At 69.0% G+C, this 23986-nt stretch carries 22 protein-coding genes; 10 read left to right on the top strand and 12 right to left on the bottom strand.

From position 1 onward, the window contains the following. Positions 1-3 precede the first annotated feature (3 nt). The 8 genes from ABFO07_RS04665 to ABFO07_RS04630 all read left to right on the top strand — a co-directional run bounded on the left by ABFO07_RS04665 (position 4) and on the right by ABFO07_RS04630 (position 7873). Positions 4-972, top strand: a complete 969-nt coding sequence (locus ABFO07_RS04665; protein WP_347468641.1) for an acyl-CoA synthetase — start codon at positions 4-6, stop codon at positions 970-972. 3 nt (positions 973-975) lie between these two features. Beyond that, entirely contained in the window at positions 976-1605 is a 630-nt protein-coding gene (locus ABFO07_RS04660) for an outer membrane lipoprotein carrier protein LolA (RefSeq protein WP_059985206.1), read from the top strand. Beyond that, on the top strand, positions 1605-4076 hold the full coding sequence (locus ABFO07_RS04655; RefSeq protein WP_347468440.1) for an MMPL family transporter: 2472 nt from the start codon (positions 1605-1607) through the stop codon (positions 4074-4076). The genes ABFO07_RS04660 and ABFO07_RS04655 overlap by 1 nt, the downstream gene beginning before the upstream one ends. Further along, complete coding sequence (locus ABFO07_RS04650; protein ID WP_060026896.1) at positions 4073-4942, top strand: polysaccharide deacetylase family protein; 870 nt, start codon at positions 4073-4075, stop codon at positions 4940-4942. The genes ABFO07_RS04655 and ABFO07_RS04650 overlap by 4 nt, the downstream gene beginning before the upstream one ends. 73 nt (positions 4943-5015) lie before the next feature. Next, on the top strand, positions 5016-6227 hold the full coding sequence (locus tag ABFO07_RS04645; protein ID WP_347468438.1) for a beta-ketoacyl-[acyl-carrier-protein] synthase family protein: 1212 nt from the start codon (positions 5016-5018) through the stop codon (positions 6225-6227). Between the two features lie 8 nt (positions 6228-6235). Further along, positions 6236-7054 carry a beta-ketoacyl synthase chain length factor gene (locus tag ABFO07_RS04640; protein ID WP_347468437.1) on the top strand — a complete coding sequence of 273 codons (819 nt, stop codon included), beginning with the start codon at positions 6236-6238 and terminating at the stop codon, positions 7052-7054. Then, on the top strand, positions 7051-7548 hold the full coding sequence (locus ABFO07_RS04635) for a hotdog family protein (protein ID WP_059566155.1): 498 nt from the start codon (positions 7051-7053) through the stop codon (positions 7546-7548). Before ABFO07_RS04640 ends, ABFO07_RS04635 begins: the two co-directional genes overlap by 4 nt. Before the next feature lie 22 nt (positions 7549-7570). Further along, positions 7571-7873, top strand: a complete 303-nt coding sequence (locus ABFO07_RS04630) for a hypothetical protein (RefSeq protein WP_059566156.1) — start codon at positions 7571-7573, stop codon at positions 7871-7873. 46 nt (positions 7874-7919) lie between these two features. On the opposite strand, the gene ABFO07_RS04625 is transcribed toward ABFO07_RS04630, so the two are convergent. The 10 genes from ABFO07_RS04625 to ABFO07_RS04580 all read right to left on the bottom strand — a co-directional run bounded on the left by ABFO07_RS04625 (position 7920) and on the right by ABFO07_RS04580 (position 17615). Then, positions 7920-8129, bottom strand: a complete 210-nt coding sequence (locus ABFO07_RS04625; RefSeq protein ID WP_059879960.1) for a hypothetical protein — start codon at positions 8127-8129, stop codon at positions 7920-7922. A 178-nt stretch (positions 8130-8307) separates the two neighbouring features. After that, positions 8308-9051: an acetoacetyl-CoA reductase gene (gene phbB / locus ABFO07_RS04620; protein ID WP_059566158.1), complete on the bottom strand. Its 744-nt coding sequence runs from the start codon at positions 9049-9051 to the stop codon at positions 8308-8310. Between the two features lie 209 nt (positions 9052-9260). Further along, positions 9261-10442, bottom strand: coding sequence for an acetyl-CoA C-acetyltransferase (locus tag ABFO07_RS04615; RefSeq protein ID WP_059985311.1), 1182 nt, complete (start codon positions 10440-10442; stop codon positions 9261-9263). Between the two features lie 223 nt (positions 10443-10665). Beyond that, positions 10666-11241, bottom strand: a complete 576-nt coding sequence (gene phaP / locus ABFO07_RS04610) for a TIGR01841 family phasin (protein WP_124519333.1) — start codon at positions 11239-11241, stop codon at positions 10666-10668. A gap of 517 nt (positions 11242-11758) precedes the next feature. Continuing rightward, positions 11759-12523: a ParA family protein gene (locus ABFO07_RS04605; protein ID WP_059566571.1), complete on the bottom strand. Its 765-nt coding sequence runs from the start codon at positions 12521-12523 to the stop codon at positions 11759-11761. 165 nt (positions 12524-12688) lie between these two features. Continuing rightward, the gene (locus ABFO07_RS04600; RefSeq protein WP_347468431.1) at positions 12689-13135 is read right to left on the bottom strand and encodes a hypothetical protein; all 447 of its coding nucleotides are present in this window, start codon (positions 13133-13135) and stop codon (positions 12689-12691) included. Between the two features lie 201 nt (positions 13136-13336). Further along, positions 13337-14440, bottom strand: coding sequence for a hypothetical protein (locus tag ABFO07_RS04595; RefSeq protein ID WP_060352099.1), 1104 nt, complete (start codon positions 14438-14440; stop codon positions 13337-13339). A gap of 212 nt (positions 14441-14652) precedes the next feature. Then, a complete protein-coding gene (locus tag ABFO07_RS04590; protein ID WP_347468429.1) occupies positions 14653-15513 on the bottom strand; it encodes a hypothetical protein in 861 nt (286 codons plus the stop codon). 258 nt (positions 15514-15771) lie between these two features. Continuing rightward, the gene (locus tag ABFO07_RS04585) at positions 15772-16326 is read right to left on the bottom strand and encodes a single-stranded DNA-binding protein (RefSeq protein ID WP_060027722.1); all 555 of its coding nucleotides are present in this window, start codon (positions 16324-16326) and stop codon (positions 15772-15774) included. A 101-nt stretch (positions 16327-16427) separates the two neighbouring features. Further along, positions 16428-17615 (bottom strand): MFS transporter, encoded by a 1188-nt coding sequence (locus ABFO07_RS04580; protein ID WP_059885328.1) that lies wholly within the window; start codon positions 17613-17615, stop codon positions 16428-16430. Between the two features lie 261 nt (positions 17616-17876). Between ABFO07_RS04580 and uvrA the strand changes: the two genes are divergently transcribed. Together uvrA and ABFO07_RS04570 are read left to right on the top strand one after the other, a co-directional pair. Continuing rightward, positions 17877-20762, top strand: coding sequence for an excinuclease ABC subunit UvrA (gene uvrA / locus ABFO07_RS04575; protein ID WP_059566563.1), 2886 nt, complete (start codon positions 17877-17879; stop codon positions 20760-20762). Between the two features lie 259 nt (positions 20763-21021). Beyond that, entirely contained in the window at positions 21022-22107 is a 1086-nt protein-coding gene (locus tag ABFO07_RS04570; protein ID WP_059911403.1) for an AI-2E family transporter, read from the top strand. A gap of 82 nt (positions 22108-22189) precedes the next feature. On the opposite strand, the gene purU is transcribed toward ABFO07_RS04570, so the two are convergent. Next, positions 22190-23074, bottom strand: coding sequence for a formyltetrahydrofolate deformylase (purU, locus tag ABFO07_RS04565; RefSeq protein WP_059566561.1), 885 nt, complete (start codon positions 23072-23074; stop codon positions 22190-22192). A gap of 63 nt (positions 23075-23137) precedes the next feature. Next, positions 23138-23986 (bottom strand): NUDIX hydrolase, encoded by an 849-nt coding sequence (locus ABFO07_RS04560; protein ID WP_059891265.1) that lies wholly within the window; start codon positions 23984-23986, stop codon positions 23138-23140.

Below are 23986 nucleotides of genomic sequence, written 5' to 3'. Positions count from 1 at the left end.
ACCGTGAAGCGCACCGCATGGGCCGAGCGCCAGGAACGCAGCAACACGCTGCTGCTGCGCGCGATGACGTGGATCTCGCTGCGCTTCGGCCGGCGCGCCGCACGCGTCGTGCTGCATCTGGTCGCCGCGTATTTCGTGCTGTTCTCGCCGGCCGCGTCCGCGGCGTCGCGCGACTACCTGCGCCGCGTGCTCGGCCGGCCCGCGCGCTGGCTCGACGTGTACCGGCACGTGTTCACGTTCGCGGCGACGATCCACGACCGCATCTACCTGATGAACGCGCGCTTCGACCTGTTCGACGTCCGGCTGCACGGCGAGGCGCTCGTCGAAGCCGCGCTCGCGGACGGGCGCGGCGCGTTCCTGATCGGCGCGCACCTCGGCAGCTTCGAGGTCGTGCGTGCGCTCGGCCGCACGCGGCCGGGCCTGCGCGTCGCCGTCACGATGTACGAGGAAAACGCGCGCAAGATCAACGCGACGCTAGCCGCGGTGAATCCCGCCGCGAAGCCGGACGTGATCAGCCTCGGGCAGGTCGACTCGATGCTGAAGGTGCGCGAGCGCCTCGACGCGAACTGCCTGGTCGGCATGCTCGCCGACCGCACGCTGCACGACGACGCCGCGGCATCGGTGCGGCGGCTGGACCTGCTCGGCGCGCCGGCCGCGTTCCCGCTCGGCCCGCTGTACATGGCCGCGATGCTCGGGCGCCCGGTGATCTTCATGACCGGCCTCTATCGCGACGGCAACCGCTACGACGTGCACTTCGAGCGGCTCGCCGATTTCTCCGACGTGCGCCGCGACACGCGCGCGGCCGCCGTCGACGCCGCGCTCGCGCGCTATGTCGCGCTGCTCGAGCGCTACTGCCGCGCGGCGCCGTACAACTGGTTCAACTACTTCGACTTCTGGCAGGACGGCGGCGGCGCCGCGCGTCGCGACGACGCGCCCGCGCGAACCGGCCTGCCCGCCGTGAGGAATCGCTGACGCATGACCGCCCTTCTGCCCACCCCGCGCGCGCTGCGCCGCGCCGCCCGAGCGCTTGCCGTCGCCGCCGCCGCGCTGGCCATCGTCGTCCCGGCCCATGCGGCCGACGCCGACGTGCCGTGGACGCTCGACCGGCTGATGTCGACGCTCGCGCAGCGCAAGGCCGGGCGTGCGACGTTCACCGAGACCAAGTACCTGTCGATCGCCGCGCAGCCGGTCGAATCGTCCGGCGAGCTGGTGTTCGTCGCGCCCGACCATCTCGAGAAGCACACGCTGAGCCCGAAGCCCGAACACCTCGTCGTCGACGGCGACATGCTGAGCGTCGAGCGCAACAACCGCAAATACACGCTCGCGCTCGCGCGCTATCCGGAGCTCGGCGCGTTCATCGACAGCATCCGCGCGACGCTCGCCGGCAACCGCTTCGCGCTCGAGCAGGTGTACAAGGTCGCGCTGTCGGGGCGCGGCGACGACTGGACGCTCACGCTCACGCCGCTCGATGCGCGGATGCTGAAGGTCGTGAGCACGATCACGCTCGACGGCACACGCGACGCATTGCGCCGCGTCGCGATCCGCCAGGCCGACGGCGATCGTTCGCTGATGCGGCTGCAACCGCTGCCGGCGACGCCGAACTGATGAACCCACGCACCCGGCCCGCCCCCGTCGCCCGAGGCTTGCGCGCGCTGCGGCAGCGCGCGGTGCTCGCGTGGCTGCTGGGCCTGCTCGCGTGCGGGTTCGCGATCGGCCGCGCGAGCTTCACGGCCGACCTGTCCGCGTTCCTGCCGCGCGCGCCGAGCGCCGGGCAGCGCGTGCTCGTCGACCAGTTGCGCGACGGCGTCGTGTCGCGGCTGATCCTCGTCGCGATCGACGGCGGCAACGCGGCGACGCGCGCCGCGCTGTCGCGCCGCATGGCCGCGCAGCTGCGCGTCGACCCGCAGTTCGCGACGGTCAACAACGGCGAGGCGGCCGACGACACGCGCGACCAGCAGTTCGTGCTTGACCACCGCTACCTGCTGAGCCCGGCCGTGACGCCGCAGCGCTTCTCGGCCGACGGCCTGCACCGGGCGCTCGGCGACAGCCTCGATCTGCTGGGCTCGTCCGCGGGCCTCGTGACGAAGGCGCTGCTGCCGCGCGATCCGACCGGCGAAGTCGCCGCGCTCGTCGGCCAGCTCGACAGCGGCGCGCAGCCCGCGCTGCGCGACGGCGTCTGGGCGTCGCGCGACGGCACGCGCGCGGTGCTCATCGCGCAGACGGCCGCCGCCGGCGCCGACACCGACGCGCAGGCGCGCGCGATCGATGCGGTGCGGCGCGCGTTCGCCGCCGCGCGGCCGGCGACGCCGGACGCGGCCGCCTATACGCTCGCGATGACGGGCCCGGGCGTGTTCTCGGTCGACGCGCGCGACACGATCCGGCGCGACGTCGAGCGCCTGTCGACGCTGAGCGCGCTGCTGATCGTCGCGCTGCTGCTGACGCTGTACCGCTCGCTGCGCACGCTCGCGCTCGGGCTGCTGCCGGTGCTGTCGGGCATCGCGGCCGGCATCGCGGCGGTCAGCGTCGCGTTCGGCACCGTCCACGGGCTGACGCTCGGCTTCGGCAGCACGCTGATCGGCGAAGCGGTCGACTACTCGATCTACCTGTTCGTGCAATCCGCGCAGGCGGCCCCGCGCGGTTCGGCACACCCGGCGGCACGCCCGGCCGATGCGACGCGCGCGTGGCTCGCCGCGTACTGGCCGACGATCCGGCTCGGCGTGCTGACGTCCGTATGCGGCTTCGCGTCGATGCTGTTCTCGGGGTTCCCGGGGCTCGTGCAGATCGGTCTGTTTTCGATCGCCGGCCTGACGGCCGCCGCGCTCGTCACGCGCTTCGTGCTGCCGCATCTGTACGACGGGGATGTCGCGATGCGCGACGTGTCGCGCGCCGGCGCGCGGCTCGCGCGCGCGGCGGCGGCGGCCCCGCGCCTGCGCTGGCCGCTCGCGGCGCTGGTGCTGGCCGCGTGCGCCGTGCTCGCACTGCATCGCGACGGGCTGTGGAGCCGCGAACTCGCCGCGCTGAGCCCGGTGCCCGCGCGCGCGCAGGCGCTCGACGCTCGGCTGCGCGCCGATGTCGGCGCGCCCGACGTGCGCTACCTCGTCGTGATCCCGGCCGCGACCGAGCAGGCCGCGCTCGAAGGCGCGGAGAAGGTGGCCGCGCAGTTGCAGCCGCTCGTCGACGGCGGCACGCTCGCGGGCTTCGACACCCCCGCGCGCTTCCTGCCGAGCGACGCCGCGCAGCGCGCGCGGCAGGCGAGCCTGCCGCAGCCCGACGTGCTCGCCGCGCGCATGCACGACGCGGTCGCGAACCAGCCGATCGCGGTGAAGCCGGACCTGTTCGCGCCGTTCGTCGCCGATGTCGCCGCCGCGCGCCACGCGCCGCTGCTCACGCGCGCGGACCTGCAGGGCACGTCGATGGCGCTGGCCGTCGACGCGCTGCTGACCGAACGCGCCGGCCGCTGGAGCGCGATGCTGCCGCTGCGGGCACCCGACGTCGCACATGCGGCGCCCGCCGCGCCGAGCCTCGACGCCGCGCCGATCCGCGCCGCCGTCATGCGCGCAGGCGTTCCCGGCGCGCTGTTCGTCGACCTGAAGGCGGAAGCCGACAGCCTGTACGTGAACTACGTGCGCGAGGATCTGCGGCTGTCGCTCGCGGGCTTCGCCGCGATCGCCGTGCTGCTGCTGGCCGCGCTGCGCTCGCCGCGGCGCGCCGCGCGCGCGCTCGCGCCGCTCGTCGCGGCGGTGCTGGTGGTGACCGCGGGCTTCGCGCTCGCCGGCGTGCCGCTGACGATCCTGCACCTGGTCGGGATGCTGCTGATCGTCGCGGTCGGCTCGAACTACGCGCTGTTCTTCTGCAAGCGCGGCGACGCGCAGCCGGTCACGCCCCACACGCTGGTGTCGCTGCTGGTCGCCAATCTCGCGACGGTCGCCGGCTTCGGCCTGCTCGCGCTGTCGCACGTGCCGATGCTCGAAACCTTCGGCCTCACCGTCGGCCCCGGCGCGATGCTCGCGCTGGCGTTTGCCGCGATCCTCGCGCCGCGGCCGGCCGCCTCGCCTCCATCGGAACGCAACACATGAACGTACCCGCCTCCGTATCGCCGCCGCCCGGCGCCGCACGCCGCTGGAAGCCGACGCCGCTGATCGCGGGCGCCGCCGCGCTGCATGCGGGCGCGGCGGCGGCCGTCGTCGCGCAGCCGGCCGCGTGGCCGTGGGCGGCCGGCGGCGTCGTTGCGTCGCACCTCGCGCTGACGGCCGCCGGCCTGTGGCCGCGCAGCACGCTGCTCGGCCCGAACTGGACGCGTCTGCCGGAGCATGCCGGCCGCACGATCGCATTGACGATCGACGACGGCCCCGATCCCGACGTCACGCCGCGCGTGCTCGACCTGCTCGACCAGTACGGTGCGCGCGCGACGTTCTTCTGCATCGGCGATCGAGCGCGCCGCTACCCGCGATGGATCGAGGCGATCGTCGCGCGCGGCCATGCGCTGGAGAACCACAGCCAGCGGCACCGGCACACGTTCTCGCTGTCGGGGCCGGCCGCGCTGCGGCGCGAGATCGACGCCGCGCAGCGCACGCTGACCGAGCTGGGCGGCACGCGCCCGCTGTTCTTCCGCGCGCCCGCGGGCCTGCGCAATCCGTTTCTCGAACCGGTGCTGTGCGAACTCGGCCTGCAGCTCGCGAGCTGGACCCGGCGCGGCTTCGACACGCGCGCGCACGACGCGGGCACGATCACGCGCCGCCTGCTGCACGGGCTCGCGCCGCGCGACATCCTGCTGGTGCACGACGGCCACGCGGCGCGCGACGCGCGCGGCGAACCGGTCGTGCTCGACGTGCTGCCGGCCGTGCTGCGCGCGGCGGCCGACGCGCAGTTACGCTGGACCACGCTGCGCGCCGCGCTTGCGCCGCAGCCGCCGTCGGCGCCCGGCCCGACACCCCCCGTTTGATAAAATTGAAGCGCACTCGGCGCGCCGCCCGGCCTCACCACGGCGCCCCGACCGGCCATCGGATTCGACCCTCGTGAAACCTCTCCTGCTCTCGCATTTCACCGCCACCAGCTGCATCGGCCGCGGCCTCGACGCGACCGTCGCCGCGCTGCGCAGCGCCCGCGGCGGCCTCACGCGATGCGACTTCGAGCACGCGGACCTCGACACCTGGATCGGCGCGGTGGAAGGCGTCGACACGCAGCCGGTGCGCGCCGACCTCGCCGCCTTCGACTGCCGCAACCACCGCCTCGCGCAGCTCGGCCTCGTGCAGGACGGCTTCGCCGAGCGCGTCGCGGCGGCCGTCGCGCGCTACGGCGCCGAACGCGTCGGCGTGTTCGTCGGCACGAGCACGGCCGGCATCCTCGAGACGGAGCACGCGTACCGGCACCGCGACCCGCAAAGCGGCGCGCTGCCGGCCGACTTCCGCTACGCGCAGACCCACAGCCCGTATTCGCCCGCCGCGTTCGTGCGCGCGTATTTCGCGCTGCGCGGCCCGGCGGCGGCGATCTCGTCCGCGTGCTCGTCCGGCGCGAAGGTGTTCGGCTCCGCGCGCCGCATGCTCGACGCGGGGCTGATCGATGCGGCGATCGTCGGCGGCGTCGATTCGCTGTGCCTGACGACGCTGTACGGCTTCAACTCGCTCGAACTGCTGTCGCGCCGCCCGTGCCGGCCGTTCGACGTCGCGCGCGACGGGATCTCGATCGGCGAGGCGGCCGCGTTCGCGCTCGTCGAGCGTGCGCCCGACGCGCCCGACCGGCTTGCTGACGACGCGGTCCTGCTGCTCGGCATCGGCGAATCGAGCGACGCGCATCACATGTCGTCGCCGCACCCGGAAGGGCTCGGCGCGCGCGCCGCGATCGAGCAGGCGCTCGCGTCGGCGGGCTGCCGCGCGGACGACGTCGACTACCTCAACCTGCACGGCACCGCGACGCCGAGCAACGACGCGGCCGAAAGCCGTGCGGTCGGCGCGCTGTTCGCGCGCACGCCGTGCAGCTCGACGAAGGGTGCGACCGGCCATACGCTCGGCGCGGCCGGCGCGCTCGAGGCGGTCGTCGCGGCGCTCGCGCTACGCGACCAGTTCGTGCCGGCCGGCGTCAACACGACGCACCCCGACCCCGCGCTCGCGCCCGGCTACCTGCTCGCGAGCCGCGACGCGCGCGTGCGTGCCGTCCTCAGCAATTCGTTCGGCTTCGGCGGCACGAACTGCAGCCTGCTGCTCGGCCGCGCGGACCGCGCACGCCGCTGACCACCGTCATGACACTGAGCGCCTTCATCGACAGCATCGGCCTGATCGGGCCGGGATTGACCGACTGGCCGCACGCAGCCGACGTGCTCGCCGGACGCGCCGCCTACACGCACGCGCGCACCGTGCTGCCGCCGCCGGCCGGCCTGCCGCCGGCCGAGCGGCGGCGCACCGGGCCGGCCGTGCGGGTCGCGCTCGCGGCCGGCCACGCGGCGGTCGCGGCGAGCGGCCGCGACGCGGCGACACTCGCGACCGTGTTCAGCGCATCGGGCGGCGACGGCCAGAACTGCCACGCGATCTGCGAGACGCTCGCGAGCGACGACCGCCACCTGTCGCCGACGCGCTTCCACAATTCCGTGCACAACGCGCCGGCCGGCTACTGGAGCATCGCGACCGGCGCGATGGCCACGTCGAACGTGCTGTGCGCGTACGACGGCAGCTTCGCCGCGGGGCTGCTCGAAAGCGTCTGCCAGGTGACGGTCGACCACGTGCCGAGCCTGCTGATCGCGTACGACACCGACTATCCGGAACCGCTGCGCGCGGTGCGGCCGATCGTCGACGCGTTCGGCGTCGCGCTCGTGCTCGCGCCGCAGGCGAGCGCCGGGACCCTCGCGCGCATCGACCTGCGGCTCACCGACGCGCCCGCGACGACGCTCGCGTCGCCCGGCCTCGAAGCGCTGCGCACCGGCAATCCGGCCGCGCGCGCGCTGCCGCTGCTCGACGCGCTGGCCGCGCGGCGCACGACGCGCGTCGTGCTCGACTATCTCGACGACACGCGCGTGCAGGTCGACATCGCGATGCCCGATGCGTTCGCGGAGGGCGCGCGATGACGCTCGCTGCCGGCACGACGCTCGACCACGCGTGGATCGCCGCGCACATTCCGCACGACGGCGCGATGTGCGTGCTCGACACGGTCGATGCATGGGACGACACGCGAATCCGCTGCAGCGCGACGAGCCACCGCGACCCGCGCAATCCGCTGCGCGCGCACGGCCGCCTCGCGTCGGTGTGCGGGATCGAGTACGCGGCGCAGGCGATGGCCGTGCACGGCGCGCTCGTCGGCGCGCCGCACGCGCGCCCGCGCGCCGGCTTTCTCGCGAGCGTGCGCGGCGTCGACGCGTTCGTCGAGCGCCTCGACACCTGCGACGCGCCGCTGACCGTCGAGGCCGAGCGGATCGGCGGCGACGCCGTCACCGTGCTCTACGGCTTCACGCTTCGCTGCGGCGAACGCGTGCTGCTGACCGGCCGCGCCACGGTGATGCTCGATGCATCGGCGGCCGCCACGCTGCGCCCGCCGGCTGCCGGCGGCGCGGACATTCGATGACAACGTTGATGGGAACCCGATCGTGAAAGGTCGTCAATTCATTTGCACCGCGCTCGTTCTGGCGCTGATCAGCCCGATCGCGCACGCGGATCTGTCCGAGGTGAAACAGGACATCAAGCGGGATTCGAAAGAAGCCGCGCACAAGACCGGCGAGGCCGCGCGCAGCTTCGGGCACGCGACGGCGAGCGCCGCGAAGGCCGTCGGCCACGGCGTCGCGCATGCGTCGCGCGAAGGCTGGGATGCGACGAAGCATGCGTCGCGCGAAGGCTGGGACGCCACCAAGCGCACGACGAAGCGGGTCTTCCACAAGGACGGCAGCGACTGAGCCGTGCGTCGCGACGCAGCGCCAGGCTGCGCCGCGACGCTGCCGTTCAGGCCGCCCTGCCGCCGGTCCGGCGCGCGCGCCGGGCCGGGCCGCACGCGGGACGCCCGCCATACGCCGCGCGCCAGCAATCGCGATGATCGAGCTCGCGCAGCAGGCGCGCGCGGCGCCGCTCGAGCCAGTAGAGCACGACCATCATCGTCAGCGCGACGGCGAGCGCCGCACCGCCGATCACGAACCCCATCCAGGTGTCACCCATGCGTACTCCGGAACGTGAAGCCGTGGCTGCGCACGCGCCTGCGATCGCAGACGGCCGCGGCGGACGCGCCTCGTCGGCGCGTCCGTCATCGTCATCGCGTACACGTGCGCTGCCCCGGCGCTGGATCCAGCGGGAGCACGGCCCGGGCGCGCAAGTGCGCGCCCCGGGCCGCCGCGCGTCAATGCATGTGCTGGCCGCCGTTGATCGCGATGTTGGAGCCGGTCACGAAGGCCGCCTCCTCGGAGCACAGATACGCGACCAGCCCCGCGACTTCCTCGGGCTTGCCGAGCCGGCCGGCAGGAATCTGCGGCAGGATCTTCGTGTCGAGGACATCCTGCGGAATCGCCGTCACCATCTTCGTCGCGAGATAACCGGGCGACACCGTGTTCACCGTCACGCCCTTGCGCGCGACCTCGAGCGCGAGCGACTTGGTGAACCCGTGCATGCCGGCCTTCGCGGCCGCGTAGTTGGTCTGGCCGACCGAGCCCTTCGAGCCGTTGACCGACGAGATGTTGACGATCCGGCCCCAGCCGCGCTCGACCATCCCTTCGCACACCGGCTTGGTCATGTTGAACACGGAATCGAGGTTGGTGCGGATCACCGCGTCCCAGTTGACCTTGTCGAGCTTGCGGAACGTCATGTCGCGCGTGATGCCCGCGTTGTTCACCAGCACGTCGATCGGGCCGAGCTCCTGCACGATCTTCGCCACGCATTGCTGGCACGAGTCGTGATCGGCCACGTCCACCGGATACGCGTGGAACTCGCGGCCGGCCGCATGCATCTCGGTCAACCAGCGGTCGGCGCCACTGTTGTTCGGCGAATACGTGACGACCACCCGGTAGCCCGCGTCGTGCAATCGGATGCTGATCGATTCGCCAAGGCCGCCCATTCCACCTGTCACAACTGCAATTCGCTTAGTCATCCTATAGTTTACCGACAAGAAAAGTGATCGATGATGTGGCGCGGCAACGTGGCACTCGCCGCCGCACACACCGCTTCGATGCGCCTGCACCACCCAGCGCATCGCAAAATCGCGCCGCTTGTTGTGAACTGCTCGTCCGGCGCGAATGCCGTATGGCACGCTCGCGGCGCGCGCATGCACCGCGAACGTGCCGTGTCTTCAGGCGATGCTCAGTCGCGCTCGACCGCGAGCGCGACGCCCATCCCGCCGCCGATGCACAGCGACGCCAGCCCGCGCTTCGCATCGCGCTTGACCATCTCGTGCAACAGCGTCACCAGGATCCGGCAGCCCGACGCCCCGATCGGATGACCGATCGCGATCGCTCCGCCGTTCACGTTCACCTTCGACGTGTCCCAGCCCATCTGCTTGTGCACCGCCAGCGCCTGCGCCGCGAACGCCTCGTTGATCTCCATCAGGTCCAGGTCGCCCGGCGTCCAGCCCGCGCGCTCCAGGCACCGCCGCGACGCCGGCACCGGGCCCATCCCCATCACGCTCGGATCCACGCCCGCGTTCGCGTACGCCTTGATCCGCGCGAGCGGCTTCAGGCCCAGCGCTTCCGCCTTCTTCGCCGACATCACCAGCACCGCCGCCGCGCCGTCGTTGATCCCCGACGCGCTCGCCGCCGTCACCGTGCCGTCCTTCGCGAACGCCGGCTTCAGCCCCGCCAGCGACTCCGCCGTCACGCCGTGGCGCACGAACTCGTCCGTCGCGAACTGCAGCGGCTCGCCCTTGCGCTGCGGAATCGCCACCGGCACGATCTCGTCGTCGAAGCGCCCGGCCTTCTGCGCCGCTTCCGCCTTGTTCTGCGACAGCGCCGCGAACGCATCCTGCTCTTCGCGCGTGATCCCGTATTCCTTCGCGACGTTCTCCGCCGTGATGCCCATGTGGTACTGGTTGTAGACGTCCCACAAGCCGTCGACGATCATCGTGTCGACCAGCTTCGCGTCGCCCATCCGGAACCCGTCGCGCGAGCCCGGCAGCACGTGCGGCGCCGCGCTCATGTTCTCCTGGCCGCCCGCGATCACGATGTCCGCGTCGCCGGCAATGATCGCGTTCGCCGCCAGCATCACCGCCTTCAGGCCCGAGCCGCACACCTTGTTGATCGTCATCCCCGGCACCGCGCTCGGCAGCCCCGCCTTGATCAGCGACTGGCGCGCCGGGTTCTGGCCCGAGCCCGCCGCCAGCACCTGGCCCAGGATCACTTCGCTGATCTGTTCCGGCTTCACGCCGCCGCGCTCCAGCACCGCGCGGATCACCGTTGCGCCCAGCTCCGGCGCCGCGATCTTCGCGAGAGCGCCGCCGAATTTGCCGACCGCGGTCCGCGCGGCCGATACGATCACTACGTCCGTCATGTTCGATTCCTGCATCAGAGTCACATTGCTGTTGCGCCGCCGGCTCGCGCCGGTCGGGCCTTGCTCGCCGCCGCAACGGCGTCCGGTGCCGGACGCGGTTGCGCGCGTGTCCGCCGTGGAGAACGGCGGCCGGCGAAGATCGCCGCCGGACCCCGCGCGGCACACGCGGCATCCGGCTGCGGATCGCGCCGGTCGGTGCGTTGCGCCGAAGCGCGACGCGGGGTTACGCCGCCGCTTCGCGCGGGGCTGCGTCCTTGCGGGCGGCGGCTGCCGGCTTGCCGGTGCGCGCCGCTGCGCCGACCGCGTCGAAGCCGCTCTGCGCGGCCTCGATCACCTGGCCCGTCGCCGCGCGCACCGTTTCTGCCGCGACGCTCGCCGCCGACAGCGCCGAATTCAGCGCGGCAACGACCGGCGCCGAACCGGCCGGCGCATGCTTCGTCAGCTCGCCGAGCAGGTCCTTCAGGCGCTTGTCGTTCTGCTCGTACTGCACCTGCGCGATCTTCGCGAATTCGGCCTGGGTAGTCGTCGCGATGTCGAACAGGTGGCGGCCATACGATGCGACCTTGGTGACCGCCTGCTGCGACGCGCCGAGCTGGCGCGTGAAGAATTCCGCCGGGTTCTGCCCGGTGAAGGCGTCCTTCAGGGTGTCTTCGTACTCCGTGAGCGCGGCCTTGGTCGCCTGCAGGTTGAGGTCGACCACCGCCTCGAAACCGCGGAGCGCCGGGTGCACGGCAGCGAACCAGGCAGCAACGCCGGCCTGGTAATCGGCAATGAGTTTTTCTTGGGCGAAAACGGACATCTGCACGCTCCTGGTAACAATGCGAGAGTTAATGGAGGAAAAAAGAAAATCGGACCATTCGCCCGATCCTTAATTTATCGCACATCCATCATTGAATGCGCTAAGTTTAGAGCGCCCATTCTAGAACGATAAATTGTCAATCCAATGGCATTAATGCCTAGGATAAACCCTAACACGCCAGATCCCACGCCAACCGGGTCGGGCGGTAATTTTTTTAGGGGACACGTGACAATCGCTTGCATTGAAACGATTTTTGACTTTCTTACCGCACGCCATGCCTACTGAAAGGGAACATTTACGTGTCGCTTATATTGATTATTCGCAATTGGTGCACGCTCATGCACAACATGTTTATGGGTGAAATCACACGAATGAAATCGATTTTCCAAATTGTTATTCGGAATCGTTTTCACATTCATTTTCAAAATTCGGGAAAAGACGAAATGCATCGACCCCGCAATGCGGGGTCATATCAAGCTCTGGGGGCGGGTCGCGATGCGCGGCCGCGAACGCGGCGTCAGCCGGCCAGTTCCTGGTGCAGCGCGCGGAATTCCTGCGCGAGCTTGTGGCCCGGCTCGAGATGAATGACGGGGGTCGCCTGCTGATGCGATTCGCGGATCTTCACCGACGACGACAGCCGCGACGCCAGCACCGGCAGCCCTTCGCCGACCAGCTCGTCGACGAGCCGCTGCGGCAGGCTCGCGCGCGGCTGGAACTGGTTGATCACGATCCCTTCCACTTCGAGCGCCGCGTTGTGGTCCTGCTGGATCTCCTTCACGTTCTCGAGCAGCGTATACAGCGCGCGGCGCGAGAAGTCGTCGCAGTCGAACGGGATCAGGCAGCGCTCGACCGCGATCAGCGCGGAGCGCGTATAGAAGTTCAGCGCGGGCGGCGTGTCGATGTACACCGCGTCGTACGCGTCGAGCTCGTTCAGCGCGTCGCGCAGCTTGTAGATCTTGTAGCGCGATTCGAGCTTGCCGTGCAGCGCGTCGAGATCGGGATGCGCGGGCATCACGTCGAGGTTCTCGAACGGGGTCGAATGGATGAACGATGCGACGTCGACCGGCCGGAAGTTGAACGTCAGCGCGGTCTCGAAGAAGTCGGCGACGGTCGGGGCCGTATCCGCGGCGCGCTCGCCGAGCAGGTACTGGGTCGAGTTCGCCTGCGCGTCGAGGTCGATGACGAGCGTGCGCAGCCCTTCGCTCGCGCTGATCGCGGCGAGGTTGCAGACGATCGTCGACTTGCCTACGCCACCCTTCTGGTTGAACACGACACGCCGCATGGTCCCCCCCTTGGTCGAAGCGCCAAAACATCAAGCATAGTCGAACAATAATGGCGGCCGCATGACGTCGCGCGACTTTTGCGCCGTTCACTGCCGCACGTCAATGCACCGGGAAAAAGTGCGCGATGCGCGCGGCCGGCCGGGGCCGCCGCGCGTCCCGCCCGGCTACACGTCGGTCCACGCGCCGCTGCCCTGCTGGTACTGGATCACGCCGCTGTTGAACCGCACCCGCAGGTTGCCGTCCGGCAACTGCACCCAGGTCGTCATGTCGAGGCTCCGCATCAGCCCGGCGAAGAAGTCCCGCAATGCGTGCGACTGGCTGGCCTGCCAGACGTCGATGCGCCCGAGGCACGCGCGCAGGTTGCCGCTCTGCTGCATGATCGTGTCGACCTGTCCGGCCACGTTCGACGCCGGATCGTAGACCGGCGTGCCGTCGCCGCTGACGATCGACAGGTGGATTCCGCGCACCGACATCGACTGGCCCGGCGTCTGCTCGACGAGCGCGATGCAGCTCGTCATCGCGCCGAAGTTGATTTCCGTCGCGTCTCCCCAGATACGCTCGCCAACCGCCAGCGGCGCAGGACCTTGCACGTTCTGAATAATGTAGGCCATGGGTTCTCGCATGACTCGATGGGACTGCCGATGCATGGCGGGGCGCGACGTGTCCGCGAAACGCGGACGGGCGCGGATCCCGCCGCTCGCATCCCGAACCCGGCCTGTCGGCCCGCTCGGGAACCCTCGACGCCGCCACGGGCCGCCCACGCGCGCACCGGTTCGCAACCTGCCGGCCGGCGCACGCGTGGCATTCGTCGATCACTTCTTCTTTGTGTCATCCCGATACAGCGAACTCGTATCGAGATCGACCACCGGGCCGCCGCCGATCGCGAATACCGCGTGATCCGCCGCGCCCGCGACGTCGGGCGTGGGGATCGTGCGATCGACGACGGTCCCGTATTGCAGCGGCGGCTCGTTCCCGTCCAGCGCGCGCCCGGCTCCGCTCAGCGCGAATGCATGGTGCGGCGGCGAATACAGGCCGGTGTCGCCGATCGGCTGCGCGGCCGAGATCTCGAATACGACGACGAGGATCCGCGGATCGTTGTTGCTGGCGTGATATCGCATCAGCGTTACGTTCGGAGCGGCGCCTGCCGCCGTATGGTGATACAGATCCCCGCTTGCGGAGATACATTTCTGCCAATACTCGTAGATGCGCGTCCCGCTTATCGCGCAGTTTCCCGGAAACTGGACTGCGGCCAGCAATTCGGTACGGCTGTCGGATTCGAATACGAGGTTCTTTTGCCTTGCGACCTGGGCCCAACGGTCGATCGGGCCGAATATCTGCTCCGCCAGCCAGCGGTGATCGGCCACATGCTGATATTCATGATTCTCGATGTGATCGAAGAACGACTTGACCGATGGAGCGGGCAGCAGATAGACGATGCCGCTGCTGTACTGCGTCGCATCGGGCAGGGGGTCGCTGAAACGGGCGGGGAACTGGCGCTTGAATTCGCGGCACAGCGTGAGCACCCGGTCGATCGGATAGGCTTTCGATTTCCAGCCGAGACGGACGTTGCCGTTGACGATGTACTGGTCGCCAGGTTTCGGCGGCAGCTCGATCCGCCATGAGAAATCGTGGTTGTGCACCGCGCCGACCGACGCGCGGTAGCCGCCATGGGCCCCGCCGATCGGCGTGATCGCCACGTCGTGCAACGGAATCGTCACGGGCGGCGCGGCGCCGAAGCGGGTCCTGCGCTGCAACGCGACGGTTCCCATGTAGCTCGGTTCGGTATATCCCAGATCGAAACCGGCGCCTGCGCTCTCGACGAATTGATCGGCAGGACTGCTATCGGTGTTGACAACGACGGGATCGTGAAAAATCAAAGGCATGATGAACTCCAGCGCCAGAAAGGCGATCGACATGCGTCACTTCAGGGAAATACGCCGGCGTAACGTTCGAATTCATTTTTTGCGCCGGGAGCATGGACGTCAATCGACCGGATTTCACTGGCGTCATTGCCCGGGACGTTCGTCATCCCGGTTCTCGCCGCCGTCACGCGCATGCAGCGCGGCGGCCTCGCCGGAAACTTCGGCAGGACCGCAGCAGGGACGTACCGTGCGATGGGTCTGTGAAGTCAGTCGCCGCCGCGCGCCGGCTGCGTATGTCGGGTCGGCGTTTGCTCCTCGTGGTAATGCGGCCGTGTCGTCGCGCCCTGCATCACATCCGCGTTGCCGAGGATCGTCTCGGTGAGCAACGCGTGCTCGCCGCCCAGCAATCGGCACGCCAGCGCCGAATTGCGGTTGCCATGCAAATTGACGACCGCCCGCCGCGCATCATGCTTCGAGGCACCGGCAGGAAGCGGCTCGGGAAAGCGTTGCGGCGGCAGGACCAGCGCATCGCCCGGTGCAAGCCACAAGTCGGCCAGACTGATCTCGTGTGCGTAAGGCCGCCAGCGGGCAACGCTGATCACCAGCGGCACGCTGCGATGACGCGAAAAGAACACGTGCGGAAAGTCGTGGTACTCGAGGTCCGTCGGGTTGTACGTCAGCAGCTCGCGTCGCCGCCCGGGCTCGAGATACGGCGACTGGTGGCCTGCCCATTGGCCATACGTGTACTGCCCGCATACGAGCCTGTCGTATTCGAAACGGATGCACTCGCCGGCGCGCAGCAAGGTCATGCCGAACGCCTGCGCCGTCGCCTGCGTGGCCCGGAGCGGCCGGTACTCGACCAGCTCGGCGCCGAAATCGAATGCCTTGATCAGGTAGCCGCCATCACGCGTCGGAATGCGCTTTTCGCGCCAGCTGATGCCGGTGTATCGCGTGCCCATGTCCTGCAGCGGGTCGTCGGGCGCGAGCGCGATCTCCGTGCCTCGCGGCTGCGCGTACTGCTCGCATCGGCCCTGATTGTTGTAGAGGTAGGGAAACCGCGCGCAGTCGAGCGGGTAGGCGTCGCCTTCGGCGATGAACAGCACGGGGTCGAGATAGGACGCGGCCATGGAACACCTCGGGACATGGATGGAAATGTGGCGAGGCTTCCAATGCCATCGCCTTTGTCCCGATCGCGAATATGCTCGGCAAATCGATGCAGGAAGACAACCTCACCGTGCGCTTCAACAAGAAGGGCGTCGTCACCGCCTTGGGCCGCGGGCAACACAGGATGTAACGCCAGCACGATAGAGAATCGCAAAGACCAAACAAAAAGCCCGTAACCGCGAAGGTTACAGGCTTTTTTTTACGCAAATCAACGGTAATCGTCAGAACGGAATATCGTCATCCATCTCATCGAACCCGCCGCCAGCCGGCGCGCTCGGACGGCTCGGTGCACCACCGCCGCCACCACCGCCACGCGCCGCGCCGCCGGCACGACCACCGCCGCCGCCACGTTCCATCTGCTCGCCACGGCCGCCACCGCCACCGCCGCCGTAGCCACCACCGTAGCCGCCTTCGTCACCGCCACCGCCGCCGCCCGAACCGCCGCGGCCGCCGAGCATCTGCATCTGGTCGGCGACGATTTCGGTCGAGTAACGGTCCTGGCCGTCCTGGCCTTGCCACTTGCGGGTGCGGATGCGGCCCTCGATGTACACCGACGAACCCTTCTTCAGGTATTCGCTGACGATTTCCGCGAGGCGGCCGAAGAACGCGACGCGATGCCACTCGGTCATTTCCTTGAATTCGCCGCTCGCCTTGTCCTTGTAGCGGTCGGTCGTCGCGAGACGGATGTTCGCAACCGCGTCGCCGCTCGGCAGGTAACGGACTTCAGGATCGGCGCCGAGATTGCCGACGAGGATGACCTTGTTGACGGATGCCATGTGTTTCTCCAATAGATTCGATGCCGGGCCGCTCGCGGATCACGTCGAGCCGGCCCGCCGGGCAGCCCGGCAAGCCCCGCCGATGCGAGCCCGGATAAGGGTCAGGCCTTGCGCGGCGGCGCTTTCATGCTGGCCGCGATTATAAGCCACGCGGCGACGAGGCCAGAGCAGGCAAAAAACACCGTGTTCGCCCCCCCGTGCTTCAGCAGCCAGCCGCCCACGACGCCGCCGAGCGCGAGCCCGATCGATTGCGTCGTGTTGTACACGCCCGTGGCCGCGCCCTTGCGCGAGCCCGGCGCGAGCTTCGACACCAGCGAAGGCTGCGAAGCTTCCAGGATGTTGAAGCCGAGAAAATAGATGAACAGGATCGCCGCCACCATCAGGATGGTATGCGGCGCGCTGCCCAGCAGCAATTGGCCGATCAGGATAGCCAGGATGCCGCCGAGCAGCACCGGCTTCATCTTGCCCCGTTTTTCCGCGACGATGATCGCCGGCACCATCATCACGAACGCGAGCCCCATCACCGGCAGGTAGACCTTCCAGTGCGACGCGACCGGCAGCCCGCCGTCGACGAGCAGGCGCGGCACGACGAGGAACAGCGCGGTCTGCGTCGCATGCAGCACGAGCACGCCGAAATTCAGGCGCAGCAGCTCGACGTTGTGCAGCACCTCGGCGAACGGCGCCGGCACGTGCACGGGCTTCGGCGCATTGGGCACGACCCACAGCACGACGCCGATCGCGAGCAGCGACAGCACGCCGACCAGCGCGAACAGCCCGTTCATCCCGACCCAATGGAATACGATCGGCGCGCCGACGATCGCGACCGCGAACGACACGCCGATCGACCCGCCGACCATCGCCATCGCCTTGGTGCGGTTCTGCTCGGAGGTCAGGTCGGCGATGAACGCGAGCACCGCGGACGACACGGCGCCCATCCCCTGGATCACGCGGCCGACGATGATCCACGTGATGTCGTGCGCGAACGCGGCGACGAAGCTGCCGATCGCGAAGATCACCAGGCCGGTGGCGATCACCGGCTTGCGGCCGAACTTGTCGGACGCCCAGCCGTAGAAGATGTAGAGCAGCGACTGCGTGACGCCGTAGGCCCCGAGCGCGATGCCGACGAGCAGCACATTGTCGCCGCCCGGGATGGTTTTCGCGTAGACCGAGAATACCGGCATGATCATGAACAGGCCGAGCATGCGCAGCGCGAAGATCGCCGCGAGCGACGTGGTCGCGCGCAACTCGGGCGCGCTCATGCGGGAAGACGTGGCGGACGGATTGGACATCGGGAATGAATTTCGAATGATCGGAATGGCCGCCCGGCGGCGGACGGCGGAAGATCAGCGCCGTGGCCCGGGCGATCGGCCGGGCGCGGCGCGAGCCGTCGGCAAGCCGTTGCGGCGCACGCAAGGCCGTGTGGCGCGGCGGCCATCCCGGCGTGCGCGGCCGCCTTGCTGACAGCTGCTGCAAAGGTCGGGAGCCCCGAACGACGGTCTCGAAAAGCCGTTATAGTAGCAGGTTTGGTTCCCCTCCTTTTTGCCAGGTTCATGGAACAAATCCGTATCCGTGGGGCGCGCACCCACAACCTGAAGAACGTCAATCTCGACCTGCCGCGCCACAAGCTGATCGTGATTACCGGGCTGTCCGGGTCGGGCAAATCGTCGCTCGCGTTCGACACCCTTTATGCCGAAGGCCAGCGCCGCTACGTGGAAAGCCTGTCCGCGTACGCCCGCCAGTTCCTGCAACTGATGGAGAAACCGGACGTCGACCTGATCGAGGGCCTGTCGCCCGCGATCTCGATCGAGCAGAAGGCGACGTCCCACAACCCGCGTTCGACCGTCGGCACGGTCACCGAGATCCACGACTACCTGCGACTTTTGTACGCACGGGTCGGCACGCCGTACTGCCCGGACCACGACATCCCGCTGGAAGCGCAGAGCGTGTCGCAGATGGTCGATGCCGCGCTCGCGCTGCCGGAGGAAACCAAGCTGATGATCCTCGCGCCGGTCGTCGCGGATCGCAAGGGCGAGCACGCCGAGCTGTTCGAGGACATGCAGGCGCAGGGCTTCGTGCGCTTTCGCGTGCGCTCGGGCGGCGGCGCCGCGAACGAAGGCGTCGCGAAGATCTACGAGGTCGATTCGCTGCCGAAGCTCAAGAAGAACGACAAGCACACGATCGACGTCGTCGTCGATCGTCTCAAGGTGCGCCCGGACATGAAGCAGCGCCTCGCCGAGTCGTTCGAGACGGCGCTGCGCCTCGCCGACGGCCGCGCGATCGCGCTCGAGATGGATACCGACAAGGAGCACCTGTTCAGCTCGAAGTTCGCGTGCCCGGTCTGCTCGTACTCGCTGCAGGAGCTCGAGCCGCGCCTGTTCTCGTTCAACAACCCGATGGGCGCGTGCCCGGAATGCGACGGCCTCGGCCAGATCACGTTCTTCGACCCGAAGCGGGTCGTCGCGCACCCGTCGCTGTCGCTCGCCGCGGGCGCGGTGAAGGGCTGGGACCGGCGCAACCAGTTCTACTTCCAGATGCTGCAGAGCCTCGCGGCGTTCTACGATTTCGACATCGACGCCGCGTTCGAGGATCTGCCCGAGAAGATCAGGAAGGTGCTGCTGTACGGCTCCGGCAAGCAGACGATCCCGTTCTCGTACATCAACGAGCGCGGCCGCACGACGATCCGCGAGCACGTGTTCGAGGGGATCATCCCGAACCTCGAGCGCCGCTATCGCGAGACCGATTCGGTCGCGGTGCGCGAGGAGCTGTCGAAATACCAGAACAACCAGCCGTGCCCGTCGTGCGACGGCACCCGCCTGCGCCGCGAGGCGCGCCACGTGCGGGTCGGCGCGGGCGACTACGCGCGCGCCATCTATGAAATCAGCGGCTGGCCGCTGCGCGACGCGCTCGGCTACTTCGACGGCCTGACGCTCGAAGGCGCAAAGGGCGAAATCGCCGAAAAGGTGATCAAGGAAATCGTCGCGCGCCTGACCTTCCTGAACAACGTCGGCCTCGACTACCTGTCGCTCGAGCGCAGCGCGGAAACGCTGTCGGGCGGCGAGGCGCAGCGCATCCGGCTCGCGTCGCAGATCGGCTCGGGCCTGACCGGCGTGATGTACGTGCTCGACGAGCCGTCGATCGGCCTGCACCAGCGCGACAACGACCGCCTGATCGCGACGCTCAAGCATCTGCGCGACCTCGGCAACTCGGTGATCGTCGTCGAGCACGACGAGGACATGATCCGCACCGCCGACTACGTGGTCGACATGGGCCCCGGCGCGGGCGAGCACGGCGGCGTGGTGGTCGCCGAGGGCACGCCGAAGCAAGTGCAGGCGAACGCGCAGTCGCTGACCGGCCAGTACCTCGTCGGCAAGCGCACGATCGAGTATCCGGACGAGCGGATCGGGCCCGATCCGGAGCGCATGCTGCGCATCGTCGACGCGCACGGCAACAACCTGAAGCACGTCGATCTCGAGCTGCCGGTCGGCCTGCTGACCTGCATCACCGGCGTGTCGGGCTCCGGCAAGTCGACGCTGATCAACGACACGCTGTACCACGCGGTCGCGCGCCACCTGTACGGCTCGTCGGCCGAGCCGGCGCCGCACGAGGCGATCGAGGGTCTCGAGCACTTCGACAAGGTGATCAACGTCGACCAGTCGCCGATCGGCCGCACGCCGCGCTCGAACCCGGCCACCTATACGGGCCTGTTCACGCCGATCCGCGAGCTGTTCTCCGGCGTGCCGACCTCGAAGGAGCGCGGCTACGATCCGGGCCGCTTCTCGTTCAACGTGAAGGGCGGCCGCTGCGAATCGTGCCAGGGCGACGGCGTGCTGAAGGTCGAGATGCACTTCCTGCCGGACGTCTACGTGCCGTGCGACGTCTGCCACGGCAAGCGCTACAACCGCGAGACGCTCGAAGTCCAGTACAAGGGCAAGAACATCAGCGAAGTGCTCGACATGACGGTCGAGCACGCGTACGAGTTCTTCAACGCGGTGCCGGTCGTCGCGCGCAAGCTGAAGACGCTGCTCGACGTCGGCCTCGGCTACATCCGCCTCGGCCAGTCGGCCACCACGCTGTCGGGCGGCGAGGCGCAGCGCGTGAAGCTGTCGCTCGAACTCTCGAAGCGCGACACGGGCCGCACGCTGTACATCCTCGACGAGCCGACCACCGGCCTGCACTTCCACGACATCGCGCTGCTGCTCGAGGTGATCCACCGGCTGCGCGACCAGGGCAACACGGTCGTGATCATCGAGCACAACCTCGACGTGATCAAGACGGCCGACTGGGTGATCGACCTCGGCCCGGAAGGCGGCGCGGGCGGCGGCCAGATCATCGCGCAGGGCACGCCCGAGCAGGTCGCGAAGACCAAGGCGAGCTTCACCGGCAAGTACCTCGCGCCGCTGCTCAAGCGCACCACCCGGAAAGTCGCGGCGGGCTGACCCCGCCCCGCATCGCGCGCGGCCGGTCGGCCGCGCGCCCCTCCCCTCTCCCGCGCCGGGCCGCAACTGCCCGCCGCGCGTCATCGTTTTCCCGTCCGTGCTTTCGCCAGCCGCCAACCGCCGGTTTTGCGCCCAAAATGGCAGCTATACTTTACGGTCGTAAGGTTCGCTCGCCCGCACCGACCGGGTGCGCACGAGGCGAACGCCGCCCGTCCGGCCGCGCCGCATGGGGCCGGAGCAAGCGACACAGGAAGAAACGATGGAAAAGCAACAAGAGACACCACGCGACGGGCAGAACAAGGAGCCGCACCTGCGCAGCGTCCGGCTGACGAGCGACTTCAGCCTGCCGAGGCTGTCGGCAATCGAGATCGGCAGCTACCTGCTGGCGATCGTCGCGATGGTGCTCATCCTCGAGCTGAAGCTGCTCGGCGGGCTCCTGGCCGGCCTGCTCGTCTACCAGCTCGTCCACATGATCGCGCCCGTGATCGAGCGCCACACGACGAGCCAGCGCGCGCGCTGGGTCGCGGTCGTGCTGCTGTCCGTCACGATCGTCGGCGCGCTCACGGGCCTGACGATCGGCATCATGGAGCACTTCGAGCACACGGTGCCGAACCTGCAGAGCCTGCTCGGCCAGTTGATGCAGATCGTCGAGCAGACCCGCGCCCGCACGCCGGCCTGGATCGCGAACCTGCTGCCGGTCGACGTCGAGCAGATGAAGGCAAAGGCCGCCGTCCTGATGAACACCCACATGGACCAGCTCCAGCAGAGCGGCAAGAACGTCGCGCGCGGCTTCGGCCATGTGCTGTTCGGGATGATCATCGGCGCGATGATCGCGATCGGCGTCGAGCACAACAAGCCGCGCATGCCGCTGTCGACCGCGCTCGTCACGCGCGTGTCGCGCTTCTCCGACGCGTTCCGCCGGATCGTGTTCGCGCAGATCAAGATCTCGGCGATCAACGCGTTCTTCACGGGCATCTACCTGCTCGTCGTGCTGCCGATCTTCCACGAGCGGCTGCCGCTGTCGAAGACGCTCGTGCTCATCACGTTCATCGTCGGCCTGCTGCCGGTGATCGGCAACCTGATCTCGAACACGCTGATCGTCGCCGTGTCGCTGTCGGTGAGCATGGGCACCGCGATCGGGTCGCTCGTCTTCCTGATCGTGATCCACAAGCTCGAGTACTTCCTGAACGCGAAAATCATCGGCAGCCAGATCGAGTCGCGCGCGTGGGAGCTGCTGCTCGCGATGCTCGTGATGGAGGCCGCGTTCGGGCTGCCGGGCGTGATCGCCGCGCCGATCTTCTATGCGTACCTGAAACGCGAGCTGCATGCGCTGCGGCTGATCTGAGCGCGCGCCGCCGCACGCGACGAAAAAACGCCGCGCCCGTTGCCGGGCGCGGCGTTGTCGTTTTCGGGCTGCGAGCGTCGGCTCAGCGGAACACGACGGTTTTCGTCCCGTTCAGCACGATGCGGTGCTCGACGTGCCACTTCACCGCACGCGCGAGCGTCACGCACTCGACGTCGCGGCCGATCGCGGTCAGCTGGTCCGGCGTCATGCTGTGGTCGACGCGCTCCACTTCCTGCTCGATGATCGGGCCTTCGTCGAGGTCGGTCGTCACGTAGTGCGCAGTCGCGCCGATCAGCTTCACGCCTCGGTCGAACGCCTGGTAGTACGGCTTCGCGCCCTTGAAGCTCGGCAGGAACGAATGGTGGATGTTGATCGCGCGCCCGGCGAGCTGCTTGCACAGGTTCGGCGACAGGATCTGCATGTAGCGCGCCAGCACGACGAGGTCGGCCTGGTGCTCGTCGATCACTTCCAGCACGCGCGCTTCCTGCGCGGCCTTCGCGGCGTCGGACGAGCCGCCGACGAGCGGGAAGTGATGGAACGGAATGTCGTAGCTCGCGGCGAGCTGGTAGAACTCCTTGTGATTCGACACGATCGCCGGAATCTCGATCGGCAGCTGGCCCGTGCGGTAGCGGAACAGCAGGTCGTTCAGGCAATGGCCGATCTTCGACACCATGATCACGACGCGCGGCTTTACCGCCGCGTCATGCAGCTCCCAGCGCATCGCGAACTGCTCGGCGAGCGGCGCGAACTGCGTGCGCAGCGCGTCGAGCGTCGTCGCGGCGTCCGCGCCGTTGCCGTCCTGGTCGAAATGCACGCGCATGAAGAATTCGCTGGTGCGGCTGTCGCCGAACTGCGCCGAATCGAGGATGTTGCTGCCGCGCTCGAACAGGAAGCCCGAGACCGCGTGGACGATGCCGTGCCGGTCGGGGCACGACAGTTTCAGGATAAAGCTGTGATCGGCCGACATGACCGTTACTCCCTTCGTTTCCGTATTCGTGAAATGGCCCGCGCCGGGCCGCCGGACAGCCGCTCAGGCCACCGGCGCGAACAGCGCGTCGATGCCCGCCGCGTCGCCGGCGGCGAGCCAGCGGTGGCGCAGCAGCGTGTCGAGCATCGCGAGGCTCGCGTCCATCGTCGCCTGGCCGCCCCGCAGCCAGCCGATCACCTCGGGCACGCCGGCCAGCAGGTGTTCGGCGACCTCGCCGTCCTGGTTGTGCGGCGCGAAGTCGCGCGGCAGCGGCAGGTCGTAGACGAAGATCAGTTCGGACTGCGTCCCTTCCGGCAGCGAGCAGAGCACCTGCACCGCGCGGCCCGCGATCGCGCGCGCCGCCAGTTCCGGCGGAATGCCCGCTTCCTCCCAGCACTCCTTGGCCAGCGTCTCGTGAACGCCGAGGCCCCAGCCGATGCCGCCCGCGACGACGTTGTCGAGCATGCCGGGGTCGGTCGCCTTGGTCGCGCTGCGGCGGCCGAGCCACATCCGCGGCGCGTCCGATGGAGCCGCATATTCTACGATGCCGTTCAGGTGCACCGCATAAGTCTGCGTGCCGAAGAAGCGCGACGCGGCCCGCTCGATGTACGCGAGCGGCGGATCGTCGAAGCGGTTGCGGATCGCGTAGATCTCGTCGCGCCAGCCGGGAATCGCGCCTTCGGCCGCGAGCGCGCCGATCGCGCTCGCGAGCGCCATGCTGCGCGCGTCGACCGTGTCGTAGCGCTCGGACAGCACGACGCGGTCGTCCGACAGCTCGAACACGTCGGGCCAGCGGGCGAGCCGCGCGACATCGGCACGGCGCACCCAGCCCACGGCCACGCCGGCGATCACGAAACGCAGGTGCGCGGCCGGGTCGAAGCGGCGCGCGGCGGCAATGCAGGGAAACGTCAT

Source organism: Burkholderia stagnalis (genome assembly GCF_039848545.1).
GTDB classification, from domain to species: domain Bacteria; phylum Pseudomonadota; class Gammaproteobacteria; order Burkholderiales; family Burkholderiaceae; genus Burkholderia; species Burkholderia stagnalis.
The sequence above is the reverse complement of the archived record's forward strand: the minus strand, read 5'-3'. Positions and strand labels throughout refer to the sequence as shown.

What these genes read in the sequence shown, in the direction of transcription:
- ABFO07_RS04635 (WP_059566155.1), top strand. Translation starts at nt 7,051, where the DNA reads ATGACGCTCGCTGCCGGCACGACGCTCGACCACGCGTGGATCGCCGCG.
- ABFO07_RS04625 (WP_059879960.1), bottom strand. Translation starts at nt 8,129, where the DNA reads ATGGGTGACACCTGGATGGGGTTCGTGATCGGCGGTGCGGCGCTCGCC.
- uvrA (WP_059566563.1), top strand. Translation starts at nt 17,877, where the DNA reads ATGGAACAAATCCGTATCCGTGGGGCGCGCACCCACAACCTGAAGAAC.
- ABFO07_RS04585 (WP_060027722.1), bottom strand. Translation starts at nt 16,326, where the DNA reads ATGGCATCCGTCAACAAGGTCATCCTCGTCGGCAATCTCGGCGCCGAT.
- ABFO07_RS04590 (WP_347468429.1), bottom strand. Translation starts at nt 15,513, where the DNA reads ATGGCCGCGTCCTATCTCGACCCCGTGCTGTTCATCGCCGAAGGCGAC.
- ABFO07_RS04650 (WP_060026896.1), top strand. Translation starts at nt 4,073, where the DNA reads ATGAACGTACCCGCCTCCGTATCGCCGCCGCCCGGCGCCGCACGCCGC.
- ABFO07_RS04615 (WP_059985311.1), bottom strand. Translation starts at nt 10,442, where the DNA reads ATGACGGACGTAGTGATCGTATCGGCCGCGCGGACCGCGGTCGGCAAA.
- ABFO07_RS04580 (WP_059885328.1), bottom strand. Translation starts at nt 17,615, where the DNA reads ATGTCCAATCCGTCCGCCACGTCTTCCCGCATGAGCGCGCCCGAGTTG.
- ABFO07_RS04605 (WP_059566571.1), bottom strand. Translation starts at nt 12,523, where the DNA reads ATGCGGCGTGTCGTGTTCAACCAGAAGGGTGGCGTAGGCAAGTCGACG.
- ABFO07_RS04600 (WP_347468431.1), bottom strand. Translation starts at nt 13,135, where the DNA reads ATGGCCTACATTATTCAGAACGTGCAAGGTCCTGCGCCGCTGGCGGTT.
- ABFO07_RS04640 (WP_347468437.1), top strand. Translation starts at nt 6,236, where the DNA reads ATGACACTGAGCGCCTTCATCGACAGCATCGGCCTGATCGGGCCGGGA.
- phbB (WP_059566158.1), bottom strand. Translation starts at nt 9,051, where the DNA reads ATGACTAAGCGAATTGCAGTTGTGACAGGTGGAATGGGCGGCCTTGGC.
- ABFO07_RS04660 (WP_059985206.1), top strand. Translation starts at nt 976, where the DNA reads ATGACCGCCCTTCTGCCCACCCCGCGCGCGCTGCGCCGCGCCGCCCGA.
- purU (WP_059566561.1), bottom strand. Translation starts at nt 23,074, where the DNA reads ATGTCGGCCGATCACAGCTTTATCCTGAAACTGTCGTGCCCCGACCGG.
- ABFO07_RS04655 (WP_347468440.1), top strand. Translation starts at nt 1,605, where the DNA reads ATGAACCCACGCACCCGGCCCGCCCCCGTCGCCCGAGGCTTGCGCGCG.
- ABFO07_RS04570 (WP_059911403.1), top strand. Translation starts at nt 21,022, where the DNA reads ATGGAAAAGCAACAAGAGACACCACGCGACGGGCAGAACAAGGAGCCG.
- ABFO07_RS04560 (WP_059891265.1), bottom strand. Translation starts at nt 23,986, where the DNA reads ATGACGTTTCCCTGCATTGCCGCCGCGCGCCGCTTCGACCCGGCCGCG.
- ABFO07_RS04595 (WP_060352099.1), bottom strand. Translation starts at nt 14,440, where the DNA reads ATGTCGATCGCCTTTCTGGCGCTGGAGTTCATCATGCCTTTGATTTTT.
- phaP (WP_124519333.1), bottom strand. Translation starts at nt 11,241, where the DNA reads ATGTCCGTTTTCGCCCAAGAAAAACTCATTGCCGATTACCAGGCCGGC.